At 33.6% G+C, this 19,557-nt stretch carries 18 protein-coding genes and 1 pseudogene; 11 read left to right on the top strand and 8 right to left on the bottom strand.

Annotated elements, in window-relative coordinates; translation table 11 throughout:
* Nucleotides 1-249 precede the first annotated feature (249 nt).
* The 5 genes from IJL02_RS05405 (at nt 250) to IJL02_RS05385 (ending at nt 2,156) form a co-directional block, all read left to right on the top strand.
* On the top strand, nt 250-735 hold the full coding sequence (locus IJL02_RS05405; RefSeq protein WP_292812304.1) for a hypothetical protein: 486 nt from the start codon (nt 250-252) through the stop codon (nt 733-735).
* Between the two features lie 138 nt (nt 736-873).
* Entirely contained in the window at nt 874-1,020 is a 147-nt protein-coding gene (locus IJL02_RS05400) for a hypothetical protein (RefSeq protein ID WP_292812300.1), read from the top strand.
* 108 nt (nt 1,021-1,128) lie between these two features.
* Nucleotides 1,129-1,422 (top strand): hypothetical protein, encoded by a 294-nt coding sequence (locus IJL02_RS05395; protein WP_292812296.1) that lies wholly within the window; start codon nt 1,129-1,131, stop codon nt 1,420-1,422.
* Nucleotides 1,423-1,489: 67 nt separating this feature from the next.
* Nucleotides 1,490-1,825, top strand: a complete 336-nt coding sequence (locus IJL02_RS05390) for a hypothetical protein (RefSeq protein ID WP_292812290.1) — start codon at nt 1,490-1,492, stop codon at nt 1,823-1,825.
* A gap of 19 nt (nt 1,826-1,844) precedes the next feature.
* Nucleotides 1,845-2,156, top strand: coding sequence for a hypothetical protein (locus tag IJL02_RS05385; RefSeq protein ID WP_292812287.1), 312 nt, complete (start codon nt 1,845-1,847; stop codon nt 2,154-2,156).
* A 377-nt stretch (nt 2,157-2,533) separates the two neighbouring features.
* On the opposite strand, the gene IJL02_RS05380 is transcribed toward IJL02_RS05385, so the two are convergent.
* The 5 genes from IJL02_RS05380 to IJL02_RS05360 all read right to left on the bottom strand — a co-directional run bounded on the left by IJL02_RS05380 (nt 2,534) and on the right by IJL02_RS05360 (nt 7,373).
* Nucleotides 2,534-2,812: a hypothetical protein gene (locus IJL02_RS05380; protein WP_292812283.1), complete on the bottom strand. Its 279-nt coding sequence runs from the start codon at nt 2,810-2,812 to the stop codon at nt 2,534-2,536.
* Between the two features lie 43 nt (nt 2,813-2,855).
* The gene (locus IJL02_RS05375) at nt 2,856-4,076 is read right to left on the bottom strand and encodes a chloride channel protein (RefSeq protein WP_292812853.1); all 1,221 of its coding nucleotides are present in this window, start codon (nt 4,074-4,076) and stop codon (nt 2,856-2,858) included.
* 132 nt (nt 4,077-4,208) lie between these two features.
* Entirely contained in the window at nt 4,209-5,432 is a 1,224-nt protein-coding gene (locus tag IJL02_RS05370) for a nucleotide sugar dehydrogenase (protein WP_292812277.1), read from the bottom strand.
* Nucleotides 5,433-5,595: 163 nt separating this feature from the next.
* On the bottom strand, nt 5,596-6,618 hold the full coding sequence (locus tag IJL02_RS05365; RefSeq protein ID WP_292812265.1) for an NOG1 family protein: 1,023 nt from the start codon (nt 6,616-6,618) through the stop codon (nt 5,596-5,598).
* Nucleotides 6,619-6,938: 320 nt separating this feature from the next.
* Nucleotides 6,939-7,373 (bottom strand): hypothetical protein, encoded by a 435-nt coding sequence (locus IJL02_RS05360; protein WP_292812259.1) that lies wholly within the window; start codon nt 7,371-7,373, stop codon nt 6,939-6,941.
* A 195-nt stretch (nt 7,374-7,568) separates the two neighbouring features.
* Between IJL02_RS05360 and IJL02_RS05355 the strand changes: the two are divergent.
* Nucleotides 7,569-7,700 (top strand): annotated as a pseudogene (locus IJL02_RS05355) (ferredoxin); the annotation flags it as partial.
* Between the two features lie 6 nt (nt 7,701-7,706).
* On the top strand, nt 7,707-8,882 hold the full coding sequence (locus IJL02_RS05350; protein WP_292812847.1) for an NAD(P)/FAD-dependent oxidoreductase: 1,176 nt from the start codon (nt 7,707-7,709) through the stop codon (nt 8,880-8,882).
* A gap of 626 nt (nt 8,883-9,508) precedes the next feature.
* Here IJL02_RS05350 and IJL02_RS05345 read toward each other — a convergent pair.
* From IJL02_RS05345 to IJL02_RS05335, 3 genes are all read right to left on the bottom strand, one after another.
* A complete protein-coding gene (locus IJL02_RS05345; RefSeq protein WP_292812255.1) occupies nt 9,509-11,239 on the bottom strand; it encodes an MATE family efflux transporter in 1,731 nt (576 codons plus the stop codon).
* Between the two features lie 8 nt (nt 11,240-11,247).
* The gene (locus IJL02_RS05340) at nt 11,248-12,942 is read right to left on the bottom strand and encodes an ATP-grasp domain-containing protein (RefSeq protein ID WP_292812248.1); all 1,695 of its coding nucleotides are present in this window, start codon (nt 12,940-12,942) and stop codon (nt 11,248-11,250) included.
* Nucleotides 12,943-13,075: 133 nt separating this feature from the next.
* A complete protein-coding gene (locus IJL02_RS05335) occupies nt 13,076-14,467 on the bottom strand; it encodes a carbon starvation protein A (protein ID WP_292812242.1) in 1,392 nt (463 codons plus the stop codon).
* A 414-nt stretch (nt 14,468-14,881) separates the two neighbouring features.
* On the opposite strand from IJL02_RS05335, the gene IJL02_RS05330 reads away from it, so the two are divergent.
* From IJL02_RS05330 to IJL02_RS05315, 4 genes are all read left to right on the top strand, one after another.
* Entirely contained in the window at nt 14,882-15,136 is a 255-nt protein-coding gene (locus IJL02_RS05330) for a hypothetical protein (protein ID WP_292812236.1), read from the top strand.
* A 22-nt stretch (nt 15,137-15,158) separates the two neighbouring features.
* Nucleotides 15,159-15,596, top strand: a complete 438-nt coding sequence (locus tag IJL02_RS05325; RefSeq protein WP_292812224.1) for a type II CAAX prenyl endopeptidase Rce1 family protein — start codon at nt 15,159-15,161, stop codon at nt 15,594-15,596.
* A gap of 130 nt (nt 15,597-15,726) precedes the next feature.
* The gene (locus IJL02_RS05320; RefSeq protein ID WP_292812215.1) at nt 15,727-19,125 is read left to right on the top strand and encodes a C1 family peptidase; all 3,399 of its coding nucleotides are present in this window, start codon (nt 15,727-15,729) and stop codon (nt 19,123-19,125) included.
* Between the two features lie 212 nt (nt 19,126-19,337).
* On the top strand, nt 19,338-19,557 hold a 220-nt coding region (locus IJL02_RS05315; RefSeq protein ID WP_292812208.1), incomplete at its 3' end, for a hypothetical protein.

The raw sequence follows: 19,557 nt of genomic DNA, 5'->3' as shown, positions 1-19,557 counted from the left end.
GCTGTAGTTGAATCTGGTGATTGAGCGCACATGTTAAAGAAAGTCAAAACCTTTTTAATTTTAAATAGGGTATTAAAACATTTTTTTTAAACTATAACTAATTATTAATCCTTTATTTTCCATATAAATATGCAAGTGAGCACTTACATTCGAAAAACTTTATATGCTGACAGTTTCATATACTTAATTGTACTTAGAGAGGATTTACATTCACGATACTTCTCTTATATTAAAAAAACAGGTGATAACATGGATATTAAAAAAATATTTTTCGCACTGGTCGTTTCTGCACTTTTAATCGGCGGCGTTTGTGCTGCAAGTGTAAACGATTTTAAAATAGATGATACATACAAAGGAATCTACAATGGACAATACTACTCAGTATATGCAAACGGTAATCAGGACGCAGGAATTTCAATTTACAAAAACGTAAATGACGATGTCTACGATGATGTTGAAAACGATGACGTTTTAGATCATGTAATCCATCATGACGGAAGAGAATATTTATTCTCTGATGATGATTTAAAAGTTGATGTAGGTTCAGACCACATCGCAAACTTCACTGACTATGACCATGCAACTCATGGTGTTTCAGAAGTGATTGATGTTAATGGAGAACAATATGTTGTAGTTGTTTGGGCGAAAGATTCAACCAACATGGACTCCGCCAAATTGCTTTCAGCATTAAATGATTTCAACAAAAACAACAATGTTAAAGCTATTGCATTCTAAAATTTGAATTTTCTTATTAACAAAATAATTGGGGCATTTTTCCCCATTACTTATTTTTTTAGATTTTTTTCTTGAAACTGGCCAATCCTATAATCTATTTTAAATATCATTAAAATTAAAATATATTATGGTGATAGAATGGTTAAATCAATGGGAAGTTTAATTGTAGGAATATTATGTTTGTTGCTTGCACTTGTTACTGTTTTTGTATTTAAAAGATATATTGCTGCAACAGGATCTGCTCTAATAGCTATTGCATGTATATATAATGCATTTAAGGCATGAAGTCACGTAAAATTATTATTACAAAATTTTTTTTTGAATTATTTTTCTAACATCTGGCGGATTTAAAAACCAATGATGTGTGCAGATAAATAATAAGGGGGATTTATCATGATTAGCGATGAGGAAAAAGCGAAAATCAAAGAGGAAATAGTAACCAAAGTAAATTCAGTTTTAGAGAAGAACAACGAGTCATTCAGAATGGACAGAGTCAATGTTCTAAATACCAGTGAAAAAGTTAAATTCATGGGCAATTACCGAGTTTATGAGAGAAAAAATTACCATGCCGTTTCAAATGAAATCAATACTTTCTTAAAGAAATACGGAAATGTTGACATAAAATCCAAAAAAATCAGGGACAGCGGCATGAAATTTACCGCTGTAAGCTTTAACTTTGAACTATAGTAATTTATTTATAAAGGTATATAAATACAATTAAATATAGTCCAATAAAACTTTAAGGGGTTAAAGTATGGGATTTTTAGATAAATTATTTGGAAAAAAAGAAACAACCAGCAACGTAAAAAAGCAAACAAACGACAAAGGCATACTTCCATTAAGAGAAAAACAACATCTTCTTCAAACTAGTTCTCCAGTTTGTGATGTGTGCAATAAACCTCTAAACATCGACAAATCATTTTTTGTTCCAAATTCTGTTTTTTATAGCTCAAAAGAATACAGATTATGGTATAGGGACCATACAATGTTATTAGGTCCGGATTATGAAGCAAGATTGCGCATGATGGAAATGAACGATCCTACTGAGGGTTCAGCAGTGTGTGAAGATTGCATACGCATGTTTAGATAACTAATTAAGGGGCAATAATATGGATTATGACATGCAGTTTAAAAAAGCCTGTGAAAATGGTGCACTGAAGGACATGCTTGAGTGTCAGCTTCAATGGGGCGAACAACAAATGACAGTTGAACCTGCAAAGGTGGATGCCAATTATTTTCTCTGCTCAAGCATTATGTATGCATATAATTTCATTCTCACCAGAAAACCGGAGTTCTATGACCGGATGTTAAGTTTCTATCGGGATGGAATAAATAATTATAAGCCAGAAAATCCTGCTTTGTTTGATTGGTTTAAATCCGAAGCTGAAATAATGATTTCTAAAGTGGATAATATTAAATAATTCTTTTGTGAATTACTTTAAGATATTGTTTATTTGACCGTTTTTGAACTTTTACCAGCTTATGATGGTTGGTGGGGTTCAATAATTTATTTTTTAAGGGTTATTCTGTTATTTCATATTACTCTAATTTTTTCATTAATGATAGTATTATTAATTGAAAAGCTTACTTTTCAACTCTTTCATATATATCCCTATTTAAAATTAGATTCGATGTGTGAAACCCTTGCAGTTAATGTTAATTCCATATCATTAAATTAAAAGAAAAAAAGAAGTTATTGATAATTATTATCAATGTATTGACGAAACTGTGACGAAATTCTAATCATTAATTTCATATGTTAATGTGAAAACAGTAACATCATCAAAACTATTTTCACTTAAAATAGTGCTGATACATCACCAAGTGCATTGTATCTCCAAACTGGACAGTTTTCACAGTTTTGAGGATTTTTAAATGAACACGGATAGCTTGGTGTTTCAACATTACACTTTCCATTGTCATAGTATCTGCAAACAGACTCAACATCAACATTGGAGGAATCCACTTTAAGCTCTTCCTTTATCTGTTGCGGACTGCCGGCTATGATTACTCTTTCAGTGCCGTTTCCATTAGTTTCATCATTTTTTGATTTTTTAAATCTGTCAAATAATCCCATAATATCACCTATTAATTATTATTTTTCTATTTTCTTATAAATTTTACTCAGCATCTGGTGTGGCTTCCAGAAATTGTGGTATTTTAACCAAACATGCTGCTACGGCAGATATTAACATCAGAGGAATCAGATTCATTGGAAATATTATCATTAAAAGCAACACTACTGCAATCGGTTTTCTTAGGATGCTAGCCATAAATGACGTTGTGACGATTGTCATTGAAATTATCGGATCCATATTTAAAAGAACGCTCATGGCATAGCCCATTGCGGTTCCGGAAAATATCAGAGGGAAGAACTGCCCTCCCTTAAGTCCGCTTTCAATGCAGACATTGGTGAGAACTATTTTTATTAAGCTTGTTAAAATCAGAATTATTAATCCTATCTGCATGCCATTATCCAGCAGAAGATATATCTGCTTTTCTCCCGAAAACATTGTAAGAGGCAGAAGTGTTCCTATTATACCAAGCATTAACCCGCCAATGGCTCCCTTTAGGATATAATTGTTTTCCAGACTCTTGAACATTGCTTTGGATAACTTTTGGCTGATGAAAAAGACATATGAAAGAGCCACTCCCAAAATTATTAACAATATTATGCCTGGATAATTCAGATTGGCAAGTGTGGCAGTTCCGATTGAATGCAGACCGGCATGGTTATGCGTTATACGGTTTAAGAAGATAAATATTCCAAATGAACTCAATATTGCAACAAAATACAATATGTTCTTTGATGTTTTAGGCAATGTGCTTTCTTCATTTTCTATTGGCTCGACAAAACCGAATAGAGGTGATGCAAATATTGTTCCTAAAGTTGCTGTAATACCGATTTGCGCCAGCTCTTCAAGCTCATTATTAAATATCTTTAACTTGTCGCCCGCCCATGTGCACAGCCCGGCAATGATGCCTGTCAGTCCGGCTTCAGGCCCTATACTGGCGCCGAGTATAAGCGGAAATATTGAGGAGACGATAGACGGGAACAGATTATTGTATGAGTATCTGTTATTCTTTTTTACAGTTTTTATAACTTCTTCTAACTCCTGGGGGCTGTCTCCGTATTTGCTTTTCCACAACCCGATTGAAATACCGCCAATTAAACATACAACAATTGTATAATATTTGAAATTAATCAGTCCCGGCAGATAGCTCCACAGAAAATCAATTCCAAGGTTCATGCCTCTTATAAAGCACCAAATAATCAGACCTGCTATGGCTCCTATTATTACGGTATATAATGTTAAAATCAGATTGTTTTTTATATCCATCACGATGCCTCAACGTTAATGCTTAAAGATATCTTTGGAAAATATGGTATAAATTAATTTTGCAGCAATCAAGTTTGAAAAAAAAAGAAATAGTAAATGGTGTATGGTAGTTTTTCGGTTTTTTACGTAGTTTTAATCTCTTCTGAAGAGATCTCTTGTGTAGACCTTATCTACAACGTCACCGAGAATATCGGAATCAAATCTGTTTGCAAGAATGACATCACTTTCGCTTTTAAAGCGGTCAATATCATTTACAACTTCTGATTTGAAAAATTCGCTTCCATTCTCCAGTGTTGGTTCATAGATAATTATTGGAATTCCCTCTGCTTTTATACGTTTCATAACGCCCTGTATAGCGGACGCACGGAAATTGTCACTGTTACTCTTCATTGTAAGTCTATAAACGCCAACGGTTTTCGGATTTCTGGAAATAATCTGGTCAGCAATAAATTCCTTACGAACAACGTTGGAGTTAACAACAGCCTTTATCATGGTCTGTGGAACATCCTTATAGTTTGCCAGAAGCTGTTTTGTATCTTTAGGCAGGCAGTATCCTCCGTATCCGAATGAAGGATTGTTGTAGTGTCCTCCGATACGTGGGTCCATACATACTCCGTCTATAATCATCTGTGTATCAAGCCCTTTGGTCTGGGCATAAGTGTCAAGTTCATTAAAGTAGCTCACCCTTACAGCAAGATATGTGTTAGCAAACAGCTTGATTGCTTCGGCTTCGGTTAGGTGGGCCAATAGGATTGGAATGTCCTGTTCAGGCAAACCTGCTCTTTTTTCCTCTTCTCTTGCACCTTCCAAAAGAAGTTCTGCAAACATTTCTCCTTCTTCTTTCTGCTCATCGTCACATCCGACAACTATACGGCTTGGATGGAGATTGTCATAAAGTGCTTTTGACTCACGCAGGAACTCAGGACTGAATATTATGTTTTTAACTCCGTACTTTTCACGGACAGATTCTGTATATCCTACAGGTATTGTTGATTTTATAACCATAAGGACATCCGGATTGACCTTAAGAGTCCATTCTATAGCATCTTCAACAGCTGATGTGTCAAAGAAATGATTAACGTCATCGTAATTAGTTGGTGTAGCTATAATGACAAGCTCAGCACTTTTATATGCTGCTTCCTTGTCGGTAGTTGTGTGAAGATTCAGTTCTCTTTGTCCGTCACGAGTCTCTTTAAAAAATCTTTCTATCTCATCATCTTGGATAGGACTGATAAACTGATTTAACTTTTCTGCTTTTGACTCTGTTGTTGTAATAGCTGTAACTTCATGTTTTTGAGCTAGTAGAACAGCAAGTGAAAGCCCTACATATCCTACACCGGCAACTGTAATTTTCATATTAAATTATCTCCTAGTTAAAAATTTTTTTTATGTTTATTGTTTATTTTTCTTGTTTAAAAAACTTTTTGAGGTATTGTCTTTACATATATGGGATTTTTTCAAAATATGTCATTTTAATGGTGGCTGGTTGGAATTATGTCTAAAAATTTAAAAATGAGTATTAATAATACTCATCGTCATCTTCTTCAATTGTACGGTCTATTTTCTTAATGGAACGTATGACCTTATTTATTTCCTCAACACCTTCACCTTCAATAGCAGATATGAAAATTGACTTGTCCATATCATCAATATATTCGTTAAGGTGCTCTTTGTCTTCAACAAGATCCATTTTGTTAAATAAGTAATAAACCGGAATTTCGGAAAATATCTTTTCAATCTGCTTTAACAGGTTATACTGATTGTCCAGATGGAATCCGCATGTCTCAGACGCATCAAAAATAAACAGTATAGCATCTGCAAGATGCTCCAGAGCTACAATAGCGTTCATTTCAATATCATTCATCTCCAAAACAGGTCTGTCAAGCAATCCGGGAGTGTCAATAATTTGTATGCTTCTCCAATGAATTTCAGTGTGTCCGATTTGGATACCTTTTGTTGTAAACGGATAGTTTGCAACCTGCGGATCGGCACTGCTGAGCTGTCTTAAAAGAGTTGATTTGCCCACATTCGGAAAACCTGCAATTACTATTGTTGTCGCATCAAAATCGATTGTCGGCATGTTTCTTAAGTTTTGCTTTGCAAAGTCCAAAAAGTCCAAATCCTTTTTGATTTTGTTTACAACTGATGAAATTCTGCCGTATGCCTGTTTTTGAATTGCAGTTGCTTTTTCAGATGGATTTTTTCTGATTTTTGAGCCGTATTCCTTTTCAAGTTGGGTTATAATTCCATAAGCCCAGTTAAGTGCTCCCAATGCTTGTTTCATATCATCCACACCGACAGTAATGTCAATGTAGTCCTGATAAAATGGGTGTAAGCTTTCAATTTCCGGAACTGCATCAATAATTGATTTTAATTTATCTTTAATGACCTGACATGAAGTAACTACTCTTCTCTCTTCAATTCTTTTTCCTTTCAGGTGTTTAGGTATCTTTTGAGACCTCATCAAGTCCGCTTGTTTTTTACCTCTGCTGAATCCCTTATCAAGGATTTCTTCAGGAGTAGGTATTGTTGGAATCATCATTTATATCACTTTAAATTTCAATTAATTATTTCTCTCTTAACCTTTCTATATTATAGTTTAGATTTGGCAGGTTAATTAAATTTGTGGATAAGGTTGTGATATTTCAGTAGGTATTAACTTTTTTACATGTTTACCTTACGGAACCGATCGGCGAGGGTCGGTTCCTCTATATAGTATATGCTCGCCAATTCTATTCGCCCAGGTCTCACACAGATACATCCCTTTGGTTGGCATCGGATCGGCCTGGGCGAATTGGATAGATTATAACATGGTAATGGTAGGATTATTTCATTCGCAAATAAAAATTCAATTTATTAGTATTAAGCATTTTCCGGACTAAAACCAAATACTTTAAACGCTAACTTGAAAGCCAGAGGTCTTACAATGAAATTAATTAAACAATAAGCTACAAACCAACGAATTGGCCACATTAATAAAAATTCGTCAAATGGTAAATTTGTAGTCACACCAAAAATTAGGGGTATGATAAAACTCATTTGCAAACTAATAAAAAAGGGCACTGGATTCCAAATTCCTGTTTTTTGTCCTGGTTGGAAGTTAAATACTTTAACGGCCAGTTTAAACCCTAACGGATTGCAAATAAAGTTAGCAAAAAAATATGCTACTGGCCATCTGATTGGCCATAATGCTACACATAACCAAAGAGGCATTCCAGTAGGCACAGCAAAGATTAAAGCCATTACTAGACTCATTATTAAACTTATAAAGAATGCTACAGGGTTCCAAATTTTCATATTAGATTTTTATATTTTTCCAGGGTATTAATATTTTTTGGCACATTTCAAATTAGATAAATAGGACAAAATTATTAAGGAAAAACAGCTTTTAAAATTGCAAATGTTAATGTTAAATCTGTTGGGTTATCATCGTAAATGCCCTCATAAAAAATTTATCTTAAACATAAGTTAATTAAATAAAAGAAGAAAAAAATAATATGTAGACTATGTCCAAGAAATTTGATTCAAGTTAGGGAATATTCATTAGTCTTTAACGATGACGACTGTAAAGATTTTGATACATGCATTAATGCATGTCCAATTGATGCTTTGGAAAGGAGGAATGATTATATGATTGAAACTGATGTAATAGTTGTTGGTTCCGGACCTGCAGGTTCAAGCGCTGCAAAACACGCTGCATTAGGTGGCGCAAAAGTTATTTTAATGGATAAAAAATCTGAAATAGGTTCACCAAAAAGATGTGCTGAAGAGGTACCGGTTGCAGGTCTTGAAAAATTGGGAATCGAACTTTCTCCTCGTTGGATTGCCAAAAGAATTGATGGTATAAGAATTCTAACACCTGACGGAACAGACATATGGTTAACAAAAGATGAAGTAAATCTTTCTGAAGCAGATTGTGTCCTTGAAAGAAAAGTATTTGATAAACATATGGCTATGGATGCTGCAAGAGCAGGTGCCGAAATCAGAATTAAAACTTTAGTAACCGGTATCGAAAAAATTGAAAACGGTTTTATTGTTGAAACAGAATCCATGGGTAAAAAACAGGATTTCAAATGTAAAATACTGATTGCAGCTGACGGTCCTGAAGGACATGTCGCAAGATGGGCAGGTCTTTTACCGGCTGCAAAAGCAAAAGAAATGGGATCCTGTGTACAATACGAAATGTGTAATGTTGAATTCGAAAAACCAGGTATCAGTGAATTTCATTTCGGATCATGTGCTCCTGGAGGATTCGCATGGATTTTCCCTAAAGGAGATGACATTGCAAATGTCGGTTTGGGGATTCTTCCTCACAAAGCAGAAAAAACAGCTAAAGAATACCTGGATGATTTCATCGCCAAGTCTCCATACTTAAAAAATGCTCAAGCTGTCGAATTAAATGTGGGGGGAGATCCGGCTGGAGGAATGACCAAAAAACTTTATGACGACAATATTATGGTTGTCGGAGCGGCGGCAGGTCAGGTAAACCCATTAACCGGTGAAGGAATTATTCCGGGCATGATTGGTGGAATGTATGCCGGTCAGGTAGCGGCTCAGGCTATTAAAGAGGATTGCTCTAAAAAATTCTTAAAATTATATGATAAAATGGTTCGTGAAGAACTTGACTATGAAGGATATAAAGAAGTGCAGGATTATATATATTCCCTGTCTGATGAAGAATTTAATGAGCTTTGTCATGCACTTCAGGAAGAAAGCTTTGATGAGATTTCTGCTAATAAAGTACTTAAAAAAATAATTGAAATATCCCCAAAAGCTGCACTTAAATTAGGAAAATTAATAATGTGAAAAAGCACTGCAATCATGGATTTTTTCAAAAAGCGGGTATAAATATGGGGCTGTTTATTTTATCCATATTTAAAGTTTTGCAAGATATATTTCAAATCTAATTTTCCATATTATTGATTTGGAATCACATAGGATGAGATATGGATAATTTAGACTATTGAAAACTCTATTGATTAAAAGTATTATTTCTTTAATTTTTGATTTAATAAACTGTAAACAAGAACAAATTATAAGTAATTGATATTTCCGATGGTGCCATCATTTATATCACTTTAAATTTCAATTAATTATTCTTCTCTTAACCTTTCTATACTATAGTTTAGATGTGGTTGGTTAATTAAATTTGTGGATAATGTTGTGCTATTTCAGTTAGTTTTTATTTTATATAATAAAAAATATGAAATGTTTACTATGGGAATTACTGATTATATTAAAACTAGATTGTTATATGAATACTTATGAGATAGTTGTATCACTTTTCTCTCTACACTACTTTTCTAGAAGTTATATTAATTAAATATTTTCATTGTCTCAAATATAATTTTTAAATTAAAACTGTAACATTCTATTCACAATGAATCGATACATCAATGTGTAAAAGCAAACAGCTTTAAAAATGTCGCACTTTAATTATTTTTAATAGTAATTACAGTACTGTTTAAACCCAATATCCTTGAATAATCCACTTTATAAGCTATTTTGTTTAAAACAGAGATATTGTCAAATTCAAGATTATCATTCTCAACTATAGGGTTGAAGTCAATGCCTGAGTCTTTAATGGAAATCAATATGTATTCATCGCTATCTCTAACAATAATATCAATCGTATCGACATTTTCATTAATGTTAATGATATTGGTTAGCATTTCTTCAATAGCCATACTAACCAATGTTGCAGACTTGTTTTCAGACAAGAACTCCTGAATTTCAGCAGATAGATTAACTGCATCATTAATATTCCCATTAATTGTGTACTCGAATATTTTTCCATTATCATTTTGTTTTATCAAAAAGAAACCTTCATATTCATCATTATACTTTCTATTGGCATATCTTGAGTATAAATATATGAATAGCAGTGTCACAACTTCGCTTACGCAAAATGAAATCCAAAATCCATTTGCACCTAAAAAATAGACCAGGATATTTGCTAATAGTATAGGAAGAATCAGCCCTTCAAGAACAGTTATTGCATTTGATAACCTATTATACTGTACTGATTGAGTGTAAAAAATGTATAGGAAATTAAGTGCATAACCTAAAATACTTAAAGAATAAATCCTAACGGCATTCAAAACCAAAGGAATGTCAGAAGCATTTTTTACATTAAATAAGAATAATATCGCCTGAGGAAATACTGCAAACAACACGGTGAAGAATATTCCGAAAATTGTAACGATCTTCAATGATCTTTTAACAACATATTCAACACCATTGTAGTCTTCCTCTTTGAAATAAAGAGCCACAATTGGTAGGATCGATTGTGTAGTTCCGAAAATAAATATGGTAACTAAAAATAGTGTATTATAACACATATTAAAGGCTGCAAGACCCATCTCACCTAAAATGGAAGTTATTAATGCGTTTAGGAATACTAATTTAATGGTTGTGTATAATGGAATTGAAGCGCCTGAAAATCCTGCTTTAGAAATATCAATCAGATTGCTGATTAATTGAGAAGATTTGAACTTGATAAATTTTAATGTCCCTTTTGAATCAAGGAAATATGTGAGAATATAAATTGCAGATGTTACAGCACCAATTGTAGTTGCCAGTGCTGCACCCTGAATGCCAAAATTTAAGAATTTCATCAATATAATGTCAAAAATGACATTTACACCATTGTTCATTAAAAATGCCCTAAACTGCAGTTGAATAAAACCATCTGTTTTGATGAAATATGCAAAACAAATCATGAAGCATGTAAACGGTATTCCAATAAGATACAAAAAGAAATATTGGCTGACAAGAGGTCTTATTTGAGGGGATTTGCATAATACCTGCATATAGAAGTCGGGAAAGAGAACACCTGAAACGGTAATCAACACTGAAATCAGCACCACCAAAATGATTGAAATCGTGAATATCTCATTTGCCTTATCATCATCGAATTCGGCTTTAGCGCATGTGCACAGGATACTTCCTCCCAAACCGATAAGCCAATAAACAACATTTACAAAAGCCGCCAGAGGTTCAATACTTTGGACTACTGATAGATATGATGACCCCATAAACAGACTAATGAAAAATGCATCTGCAAGAATTGCAAAATTGCCTGCAATTGAAGCCATCAATGTTGGAAAGAACAATTCCTTAAACTTACTGTTTAATAAATTAAAATTCCTTTCATATGTCATTCAAATCATTATCTTTTTGATGCAATTATCATTCTTGGCAAGTTATGCAAAGGCAATTCTATTTTCAAATCCATAACTCGGACAAGTGCTTCAGCACCCACTCTTCCATTTGGAAGCAATCCATAGGTGGATTTTGGAATGAAAACCAGACCGCTTAATCTAACCTTGTTGAATATTTTTAAAAACAAGCTTGCAATATAATCGTCCTTTTTATCGAGAATGCTCTTATTCAGGTTGACCACAACACAATCAAACTCTCCATTTAATGCATCTAACTTATCCGGAGTGACTTGAAGCAAATCAACATCATCAAAAATTGAATCAGTGACAAAAAGGGTTGTTCCATAAACAGGGGCATTCTCCAATAAATAGTGGATGTCCTTAAATGTTTCATCTTCGTCAATCTCGGTTTCCTTATCTAATCCTTCACTTAAAACCAACTGGAATGCATACTTTTCAATGCTTCGTAAAAAATCAAGGTCTTTTTTTACCTGGTATCCGTCACTGTGAGATAAGAAAACTGTTCCGCAACTTGTTTCCAGGTCCTGAGTTTTTAAGAAAGGTTGGGTTTCATTAATTGGATCAAGAGCTGTTTTATAATGGCTTTTAAGTTTGTTACTGATATGATTCATCGGTGAGGATTCTGCAATCAAATCATTTGGGACTATGAACAGTTTTAATGCTGCATGGCCAAATAACTTATATCCTTTTTTAAGTTCATAATCGAATTTTTTTGGATTTAAATAAGAATCAAGAGAACTGTCAGTTTCGTGCTGGCCTGAAAAACTGTCTAAAAAATCTGCATCCATGTTTGCCCCACATGGTCTGCAATTTACTTCAATCAGGACAGGACCCTTTTCATCAATCATGTATTCTCCATGAACAGGACCATATTGAATGCCTAAAGCGTCGGCAACGTCATATGCATATTCGACAAGTTTCGCTTCACCAAGATCCAATTCATTAATTGATTCAAAAGAATCATAGATGTGGCCTCCTTCTGAAGTCTTGATTTTGTTATATTTCCAAATGAGAGTGACTCTATGAACGCCTCCACAGGAAACGGTATTTACAACATATTCATCACCGTTTATGCGTTCTTGAATAAGGAGTTCTGCGGACTCATTGCCGTAGTAACCCTTTTGATTAAATACCTTTGAAATGGAATCAATCATTTCCTGTCTGTTTTGGCAAATATTCACACCAACGGAAGCAGCACCGTATATCGGTTTTACAACAACTTCCTTTAAACCTTCGCTGTCATAATAGTCAACTGCTTCTTCCACAGACTTGACAACACGTCCCCTAATTGACCGTAGATTATTTTCAGCCAATCTGTTTTGCATTTCATTTTTTAGAGTGAATGCATCAAGGTTTTCAATAGGATTACATAATAAATTCAAATCGTTAGCCAGCTTAGTTGCAAGAATGACTCCTTTCTCATTTCCAGGAACCACCAAAACTGGATCCAATTCTTTAACCATTGCCAATGTTTCTTCATAAGTATCTTTTTCATGAATTAAATCAAAATCATGTTTGATTCGCTCATAACTATCATGAACTATTTTTTTATAAAGCAATGCTTCCTCATTATCACCGGATTCAGCCATTTCCAAAACGATTGGATTATAATTTCTTGCAACGATGTCTTGAATATAATTTGTTCCTGTAGATATACATTCGACTACAACAATATTTCTCATTTGACACACTTCCTTATGTTTAAAAATTTTATTTTTATTAATTTTTAAAGTTTCCCTAATATTTCATGAAAATCGCTGAATTTGAAGCTGTACAAGTATCTCTAATTTAAATGGTTGAACTTCAATTCAGGGTTTAAATATTTCTGTATTTTTTCACGAATATTACTGTAATAATAGCCGTTGCAACAATAGTTATTGCATTTGCAATCATAGATGGCAACTGTAATCCTTCAGGGGCCTGTAAAATATATCCTATAGTAATTAAAATACAGAGAACAGCCGGAAGTAGTGTTATTATATACAATTTTCCTTTTTTCATCAGATAAACTGTGGCTGAAAGAAGTACGCTGACAGCTATTATTAACTGAGCCCATGCAACATATCTCCACACCAGGTTAAAGTCAATGAAAGTCAATGCATAGGACAGTACAAATATTGGGAGAGCCAGTTTCAATCTTGAAAGGAATTTATCCTGATTGATGTGCAATTCATCGGCTAATGTGATTCTGGAACTTCGAAGTGCAGTGTCTCCAGTTGTAATTGGACAGACCACAATACCAATAATGATTAAAATCACACCAATAGGGTCAAGTAGTTTTGTAGCCATTTCATTAACTGCAACGGCAGGTGCTGCGGCATATATTGCACCAAGTTGCGGTTGGCCATGGAAAAATGCTAATGCGACTGCTGCCCAACAAAGAGCAGTTATACCCTCCAAAACCATTGCACCGAAAAATACTGGTCTTGAATCATTTTCAGTTTTTATGCATCTTGCAACAATAGGTGACTGTGATGCGTGAAAACCGGAAATAGCACCACATGCAATTGTAACGAACAGGAATGGGAAAATCGGATTGTCAGACAAGTATAAACCCTGTGTTGTAAATTCAGGAATGGTGTATCCCGGATTTAATATTACGGCTCCGGTTATTAAAACCACCATTATCATGAACAACACTCCCATGATAGGATACACTTTTCCGATAATCTTATCTACTGGCAGTAATGTGGCAATAATGAAGTAACCAAATATTGCTGCTGTCCAAATATATAATGGAATGCTTGTCAAGTTACTGAGAAGGGCCGCAGAGCCTGTTGAAAACACAGCCCCCACAAAAATCCCTGTTATGACAGTGACGACTGCAATGAATTTTTGCGCAGTGGTGCCCAAATATTTGGATATGATGTGAGGCATGGTGGAACCGTCATCCCGTAAAGATAAGAACCCTGAGAAGAAATCATGCACTGCACCAATGAAAATGGTACCCAGTGTAATCCATAGAAATGCTGCAGGACCGAATAATGCACCTTGAATCACTCCAAATATTGGTCCTGTTCCGGCAATATTTAGAAACTGAACTAAAAATGCTTTAATTCGAGACATTGGCATATAATCAACACCATCTTCAAACCTATGAACTGGTGTTTGCATGTTTTCATCAATACCTGCGACTTTTTCTAAAACTTTACCATAAATGAAATATGATGCAATTAATACTGCAAGACAAATTAAAAAACTGTACATTATTAAAAACTATTAATTTGAACATATTTAATTGTTTTCATGAAAATTATATGCATTCATTAATCATAAATGATATAATTTATTCTAAATTAATTTCTGTTGGTAATCAATATATTTAGGTTCAGAAATCTCCTTTACAACATCTATTTCTAACATCCTCAATCAATAAAAGTGGATCAGGATTATGCAATTTTTGGTTCTTTTTAACCAGTTCATGTTTACTGTTGGCGTAATAATATTAGGCATATGCAACATATTTATATTTTTATTGGATTATTAATGATTCAAGTCTTAAAGTGCATATAGTAAATAGGAACATATGCATACATTAAACAGAACACGGATTCATATAATTGTGTTGTGATACTTCCTTAAATTTAAATATATATATGATTATGAATAGAATAAGTTATAATGAAAAATGATTATTTCAGATTTGAAGATACGGAGCATGATATTCCGTTTTACAATGGAAATCCTAAACTTAGTTACTCAAAAATAATTGCATTATTTCTCGGACTTTGTTTAACATTCTGCATACCTTTCATTGAATTTGGAGACATGGTGCTTCTAAAAGCAATATTATCATGTTTTATACCTTTAATTGCAGTATGGTATTCTTTAGAGGGCAACTTATCAGAGATTTTCAGAAAACCTGAAAAAAAATGATATAAAAATTATAATCATTGGTTTGATAAGTGTTTTCCTGGTAATGGGTATAGCCACTTTAATTGCAAAAGTATTTGGAATTCCTTCACAGTCACATAAACCATATGTGGGCACTCCAATAATTACGATTCTATCCACTATTATACAACTTGTTGGTGAAGAATTATTCAAATTCATAGGGATTGTGCTGCCTATGATTTTTACATATAAGTATATTGGCCGTAAAGGTGCGATAATTGTAGGAATTATTGTTTCACAGCTGATATTTTCACGGGCACATATATCAGCATACGGATCCAATATTGCAGATTTAATATTGACAATAGGTATAGGTTCTATTGTATTTCTATTAATTTATGTAAAAACAAAGAATATCACTATATCTTATTTGGTGCATTTAATTTGGGATTTTGTAGGTATTCTGCCAGTAATTTTCGGTATAGCAACACTGCTGTTTTAAATTAATTCAGATTTTGCAAAATATTCATTTAGTATAACAACAATATCAAAATCTACTCAAAAATTTATAAAATTCGCCAAATTGAAAAATTAAAGAAAAATATTAAAAAAATCTTTTAAGAGGAGGTAAAATGAAAAAACATTTTTATATAATGTTAATTTTAATTCTATTTATATCTTTAGGTGCAGTTTGCGCATCAGACTCAATTTCAGATGATGATTTGAGTGAAGATAATGGAGAACATTTGGAAATCATGGAAGAGAATATCATAGGCGAACATAATCAAAATCCGACAGGAAATGATAATTTAAGTGAAAATTCATTTACTCAATTGGAAAATGATATAAACAGTTCTACAGATATTTTAGAAATAACTCATGATTATAAATTCGACAATAATACTGATAACTTTACCCGAATCAGTTTTGTAAAAAATAATTTTGTCATTGACGGAAACAACCATGTTATTGATGCAAATAATTTATCAGCAATATTCGAGATTTCCGGAACCAACATTACCATAAATAATCTGGTTTTCAAAAACGCCAACTCCTATTCCGGCAGTGTTTTATATATCAATTCAGCATCTACAGTAACAACAAATAATGTGACTTTTGAAAACTGTGCAGCTGAATATGGAATAATTTTAACTGTACTGTCAACTTATAACAGTAATGATGATAAATTCCTTGACTGTACAGCTTCAGAAGGAGTAATCTTTGGACACAGGTCTAATTTAATCTTCAACAATTCCCTGATGAGAAGTTCTAAAAATTTAAAATGGGGATTTATTAAAACCGAAGGACTATCATTCACTGGTGTTTTCAACTCAATATTTGCAAATACCACCTCTAAATACACTACTGCAATTATGGGAAGCGGAAGATTGGAGATTGTAAACACCACATTTATCAATTTGCATGCCAACCTCACAGCTGGTGCTATCGGACTGAAAGAAATAGAGGGAGCATATATAAAAAATTGTAATTTTAGCAATGTCGGCTCCGAAAAAAATGGAGGAGCAATTTATACCGATGCATACACTTCAGGTGAAACCCCGACCGTTGAAATAACAGATTCCAATTTTGTTGACTGTTATTCCCAATTCGGAGGAGCCATTTTACAATTGGAAGGTCTTCTTGACGTGTATAATTGTAACTTCACAAACAATCTTGCAGTTTTTGATGGAGGGGCAATATATGTCTCCTGGACAAACATGACGGTTTCAAATTCAAGATTCAACAATAATTCTGCAGTATATGAAGACAAAAGAGGAAGCTTTGGAGGTGCAATATTTGCGGATGCATCCACCTTTACATTGAAAAATTCTGAATTTATCAAAAACAGCGCACAGGATGGAGGCGCAATATACATGTATGATACTGATTACGACATTAAAGACAATCTGTTTGAAAATAATTCTGATCTAAACGGAACTTATGATGACATATATTCAGCATTCGATGGAAATATGAAAATTTTAGAAAACAATGTATACTCTTTCAATGATTCAATCAGTTTAAACAATACATTTTATGATTTGATTTCAGTTACTCCTGCATTGAAATTGCCAATATTCAACAACAGCATAGAAGTGGAATCAATCCCTTCCCAATTTGACCTGCGTGATTGGGGATGGGTAACACCAGTCAGAAACCAAGGTTCATCAGGAGTATGCTGGTCATTCGGTATTTCTGGAGCTATGGAATCTTCAATATTAAGATTTTTAGATGTTGAAATGGATATTTCTGAAAATAACATGGCTGATGTTTCATTCAGGTACAATAGATATGGATCCACAAATGTTCATGAAGGGGGAGGCTTTAATATTGGTGCAAATTATGCATTGAGTTGGTTAGGAGTATTCCCATCAGTATTTGATGTCTATGATGAACTTGGAAAAATTTCACCGGCAATCGGTGTGAATTCAAGCATTCATTTCCAGGATATTGTCTGCATAAAGCCATGTGCAAATGCAACTGATATTGGCCATGTGAAAGAAGCTGTCTTAAAATATGGGGCCTTATATGTGAGATATTACGCCGCACAGGATGAACCGTATTTCAATGAAGAAACAAGCGCACAATACTGTGATGATGAATCCGTGAAAGTAAACCACGGTGTCGTTTTAGTCGGTTGGGATGACACATATTCAAAAGAAAACTTTTTGATAACCCCTCCGGGCGATGGTGCATGGTTATTTAAAAACAGCTGGGGAGAAGATGCCGGAAATGAAGGATATTTCTATATATCTTATTATGACTCAACATTCATGAAAAATAATGATGCATATGCATTCATATTCATAAATGATGTTGATTACAACAAAAATTACCAGTATGATCTTCAGGGTTCATTCATTACTTATGATTTAAATGAATACCGCAACAACTTTGTAGCTATTGAAGACGATTTGATTGCAGGTGTGGAAACATATTTCAAGGATGCCGGCAGTAACTACACAGTTGAAATTTATGTCAATGACAAATTGATGCATGTGCAAAATGGCCTTTCTCCATTTGCAGGATATCATACAATTAAATTAGATTCATATGTTCCAATTAAACAAGGGGATGAATTCACTGTTAAAATCAAATCTAACTGCTTGCCTTGTTTGGCATATTCAAGACAGCACTTCATAAAGAATTCCTCAGAATTCCTTTATAATGGCACTTGGACTGATGCAGCTGAAAAAGGATTCGTGTGTTGTATAAAAGCATTTACAGTTGTTGATGATTCTAAAATCACTGAAAACAGCAATATTTCAGTTGCCTATGGCAATAAATCTTTCTTCAGTGTTAAAGTTGTAACTTCTGATGGTCATGCAGTTACTGGTGCACCTGTTGGGTTTGCCATTAATGGAAAGACAGTCAATGCAACAACAGATAATGAAGGTATTGCCGGATTGGAAATAAGTGATGGTCCTGGCACTTATACAATAACAACTCTTTATAATAATCAAACCTATGAAAACAAAGTTACTGTAAGATTAGATTCACAGAATCGTAAAGTCGTTGCTAAAAATATTGCAGTGGATTATGCAGGAGGGTCATACTTTACAGTAAAAGTGGTATCCAGTGATGGTAAAGTTGCTGTTAGTGGCGAATCTGTAATATTTGTCATCAACGGCAAGACCACAACTGCTAAAACAGATAAAAACGGAATAGCTAAAATAAAAATAACAGATATTCCTAAAAAATACACTGTAACAACTATTTACAATGGTAAAACCTATACCAATAAAGTTACAGTAAAACAGGTCTTAACAGCCAGTAAAGTTACTGTTAAAAAGACTGCCAAGAAATTTACCTTAAAAGCAAAGCTTAAAATCAACGGTAAGCTCCAGAAAGGTAAAACAGTAACATTCAAGTTCAACGGCAAAACTTATAAAGTTAAAACCAACTCCAAAGGTATTGCTCAAAAGTCACTTAAGAAGAATGTTATCAAAAAGCTTAAAAAAGGCAAAACTTACACTGTTAAAGTGACTTATCTTAAAGACACAATAAAAACAACAGTTAAAGTAAAATAGTATGATAAGTAAAAAAAAGATAATAAATGGATGAGTTTTTCTCATCCAGTTTATATAAAAATATATAAGTGTGATAAAATATGTCAATGAAAAATAAAATATCAGACTATATAACATTTCCAACAACTTTTGAGAACTATGCATGGTACAAACCGTTAATTGTTATAATAATAACGTTTTTTATAATGCTCATTCTTGGAGGAGCAATAATAATGGTTACTTATCTGGTAGGTGGCGTTGATTTAGCTAGAACTGTCATGTCTGGAACATATGAAGGATTAAACTCTGCGTTGCCTATAATTATCTCAGATCTTATTTTAATCATGTTCATTCCTTCATTGTATTTGGCATCAAAAATTGTTAATGACAGACCATTTTCCTCCTACTCATCTTCACGCGGAGGATGGAATTTCAAACTCTATTTCAAGGCAT

It is taken from the genome of Methanobrevibacter sp. (assembly GCF_017427765.1).
In the GTDB taxonomy this organism is placed as follows: Archaea; Methanobacteriota; Methanobacteria; order Methanobacteriales; family Methanobacteriaceae; genus Methanocatella.
Note: the sequence above shows the minus strand (reverse complement) of the source record. Positions and strands in the feature narration are given on the sequence as shown.

Coding starts and splice junctions, on each gene's coding strand:
- IJL02_RS05330 (WP_292812236.1), top strand. CDS start 14,882: ATGAAAAATGATTATTTCAGATTTGAAGATACGGAGCATGATATTCCG.
- IJL02_RS05340 (WP_292812248.1), bottom strand. CDS start 12,942: ATGAGAAATATTGTTGTAGTCGAATGTATATCTACAGGAACAAATTAT.
- IJL02_RS05400 (WP_292812300.1), top strand. CDS start 874: ATGGTTAAATCAATGGGAAGTTTAATTGTAGGAATATTATGTTTGTTG.
- IJL02_RS05385 (WP_292812287.1), top strand. CDS start 1,845: ATGGATTATGACATGCAGTTTAAAAAAGCCTGTGAAAATGGTGCACTG.
- IJL02_RS05395 (WP_292812296.1), top strand. CDS start 1,129: ATGATTAGCGATGAGGAAAAAGCGAAAATCAAAGAGGAAATAGTAACC.
- IJL02_RS05375 (WP_292812853.1), bottom strand. CDS start 4,076: ATGGATATAAAAAACAATCTGATTTTAACATTATATACCGTAATAATA.
- IJL02_RS05405 (WP_292812304.1), top strand. CDS start 250: ATGGATATTAAAAAAATATTTTTCGCACTGGTCGTTTCTGCACTTTTA.
- IJL02_RS05365 (WP_292812265.1), bottom strand. CDS start 6,618: ATGATGATTCCAACAATACCTACTCCTGAAGAAATCCTTGATAAGGGA.
- IJL02_RS05370 (WP_292812277.1), bottom strand. CDS start 5,432: ATGAAAATTACAGTTGCCGGTGTAGGATATGTAGGGCTTTCACTTGCT.
- IJL02_RS05390 (WP_292812290.1), top strand. CDS start 1,490: ATGGGATTTTTAGATAAATTATTTGGAAAAAAAGAAACAACCAGCAAC.
- IJL02_RS05360 (WP_292812259.1), bottom strand. CDS start 7,373: ATGAAAATTTGGAACCCTGTAGCATTCTTTATAAGTTTAATAATGAGT.
- IJL02_RS05380 (WP_292812283.1), bottom strand. CDS start 2,812: ATGGGATTATTTGACAGATTTAAAAAATCAAAAAATGATGAAACTAAT.
- IJL02_RS05335 (WP_292812242.1), bottom strand. CDS start 14,467: ATGTACAGTTTTTTAATTTGTCTTGCAGTATTAATTGCATCATATTTC.
- IJL02_RS05345 (WP_292812255.1), bottom strand. CDS start 11,239: ATGACATATGAAAGGAATTTTAATTTATTAAACAGTAAGTTTAAGGAA.
- IJL02_RS05350 (WP_292812847.1), top strand. CDS start 7,707: ATGATTGAAACTGATGTAATAGTTGTTGGTTCCGGACCTGCAGGTTCA.
- IJL02_RS05320 (WP_292812215.1), top strand. CDS start 15,727: ATGAAAAAACATTTTTATATAATGTTAATTTTAATTCTATTTATATCT.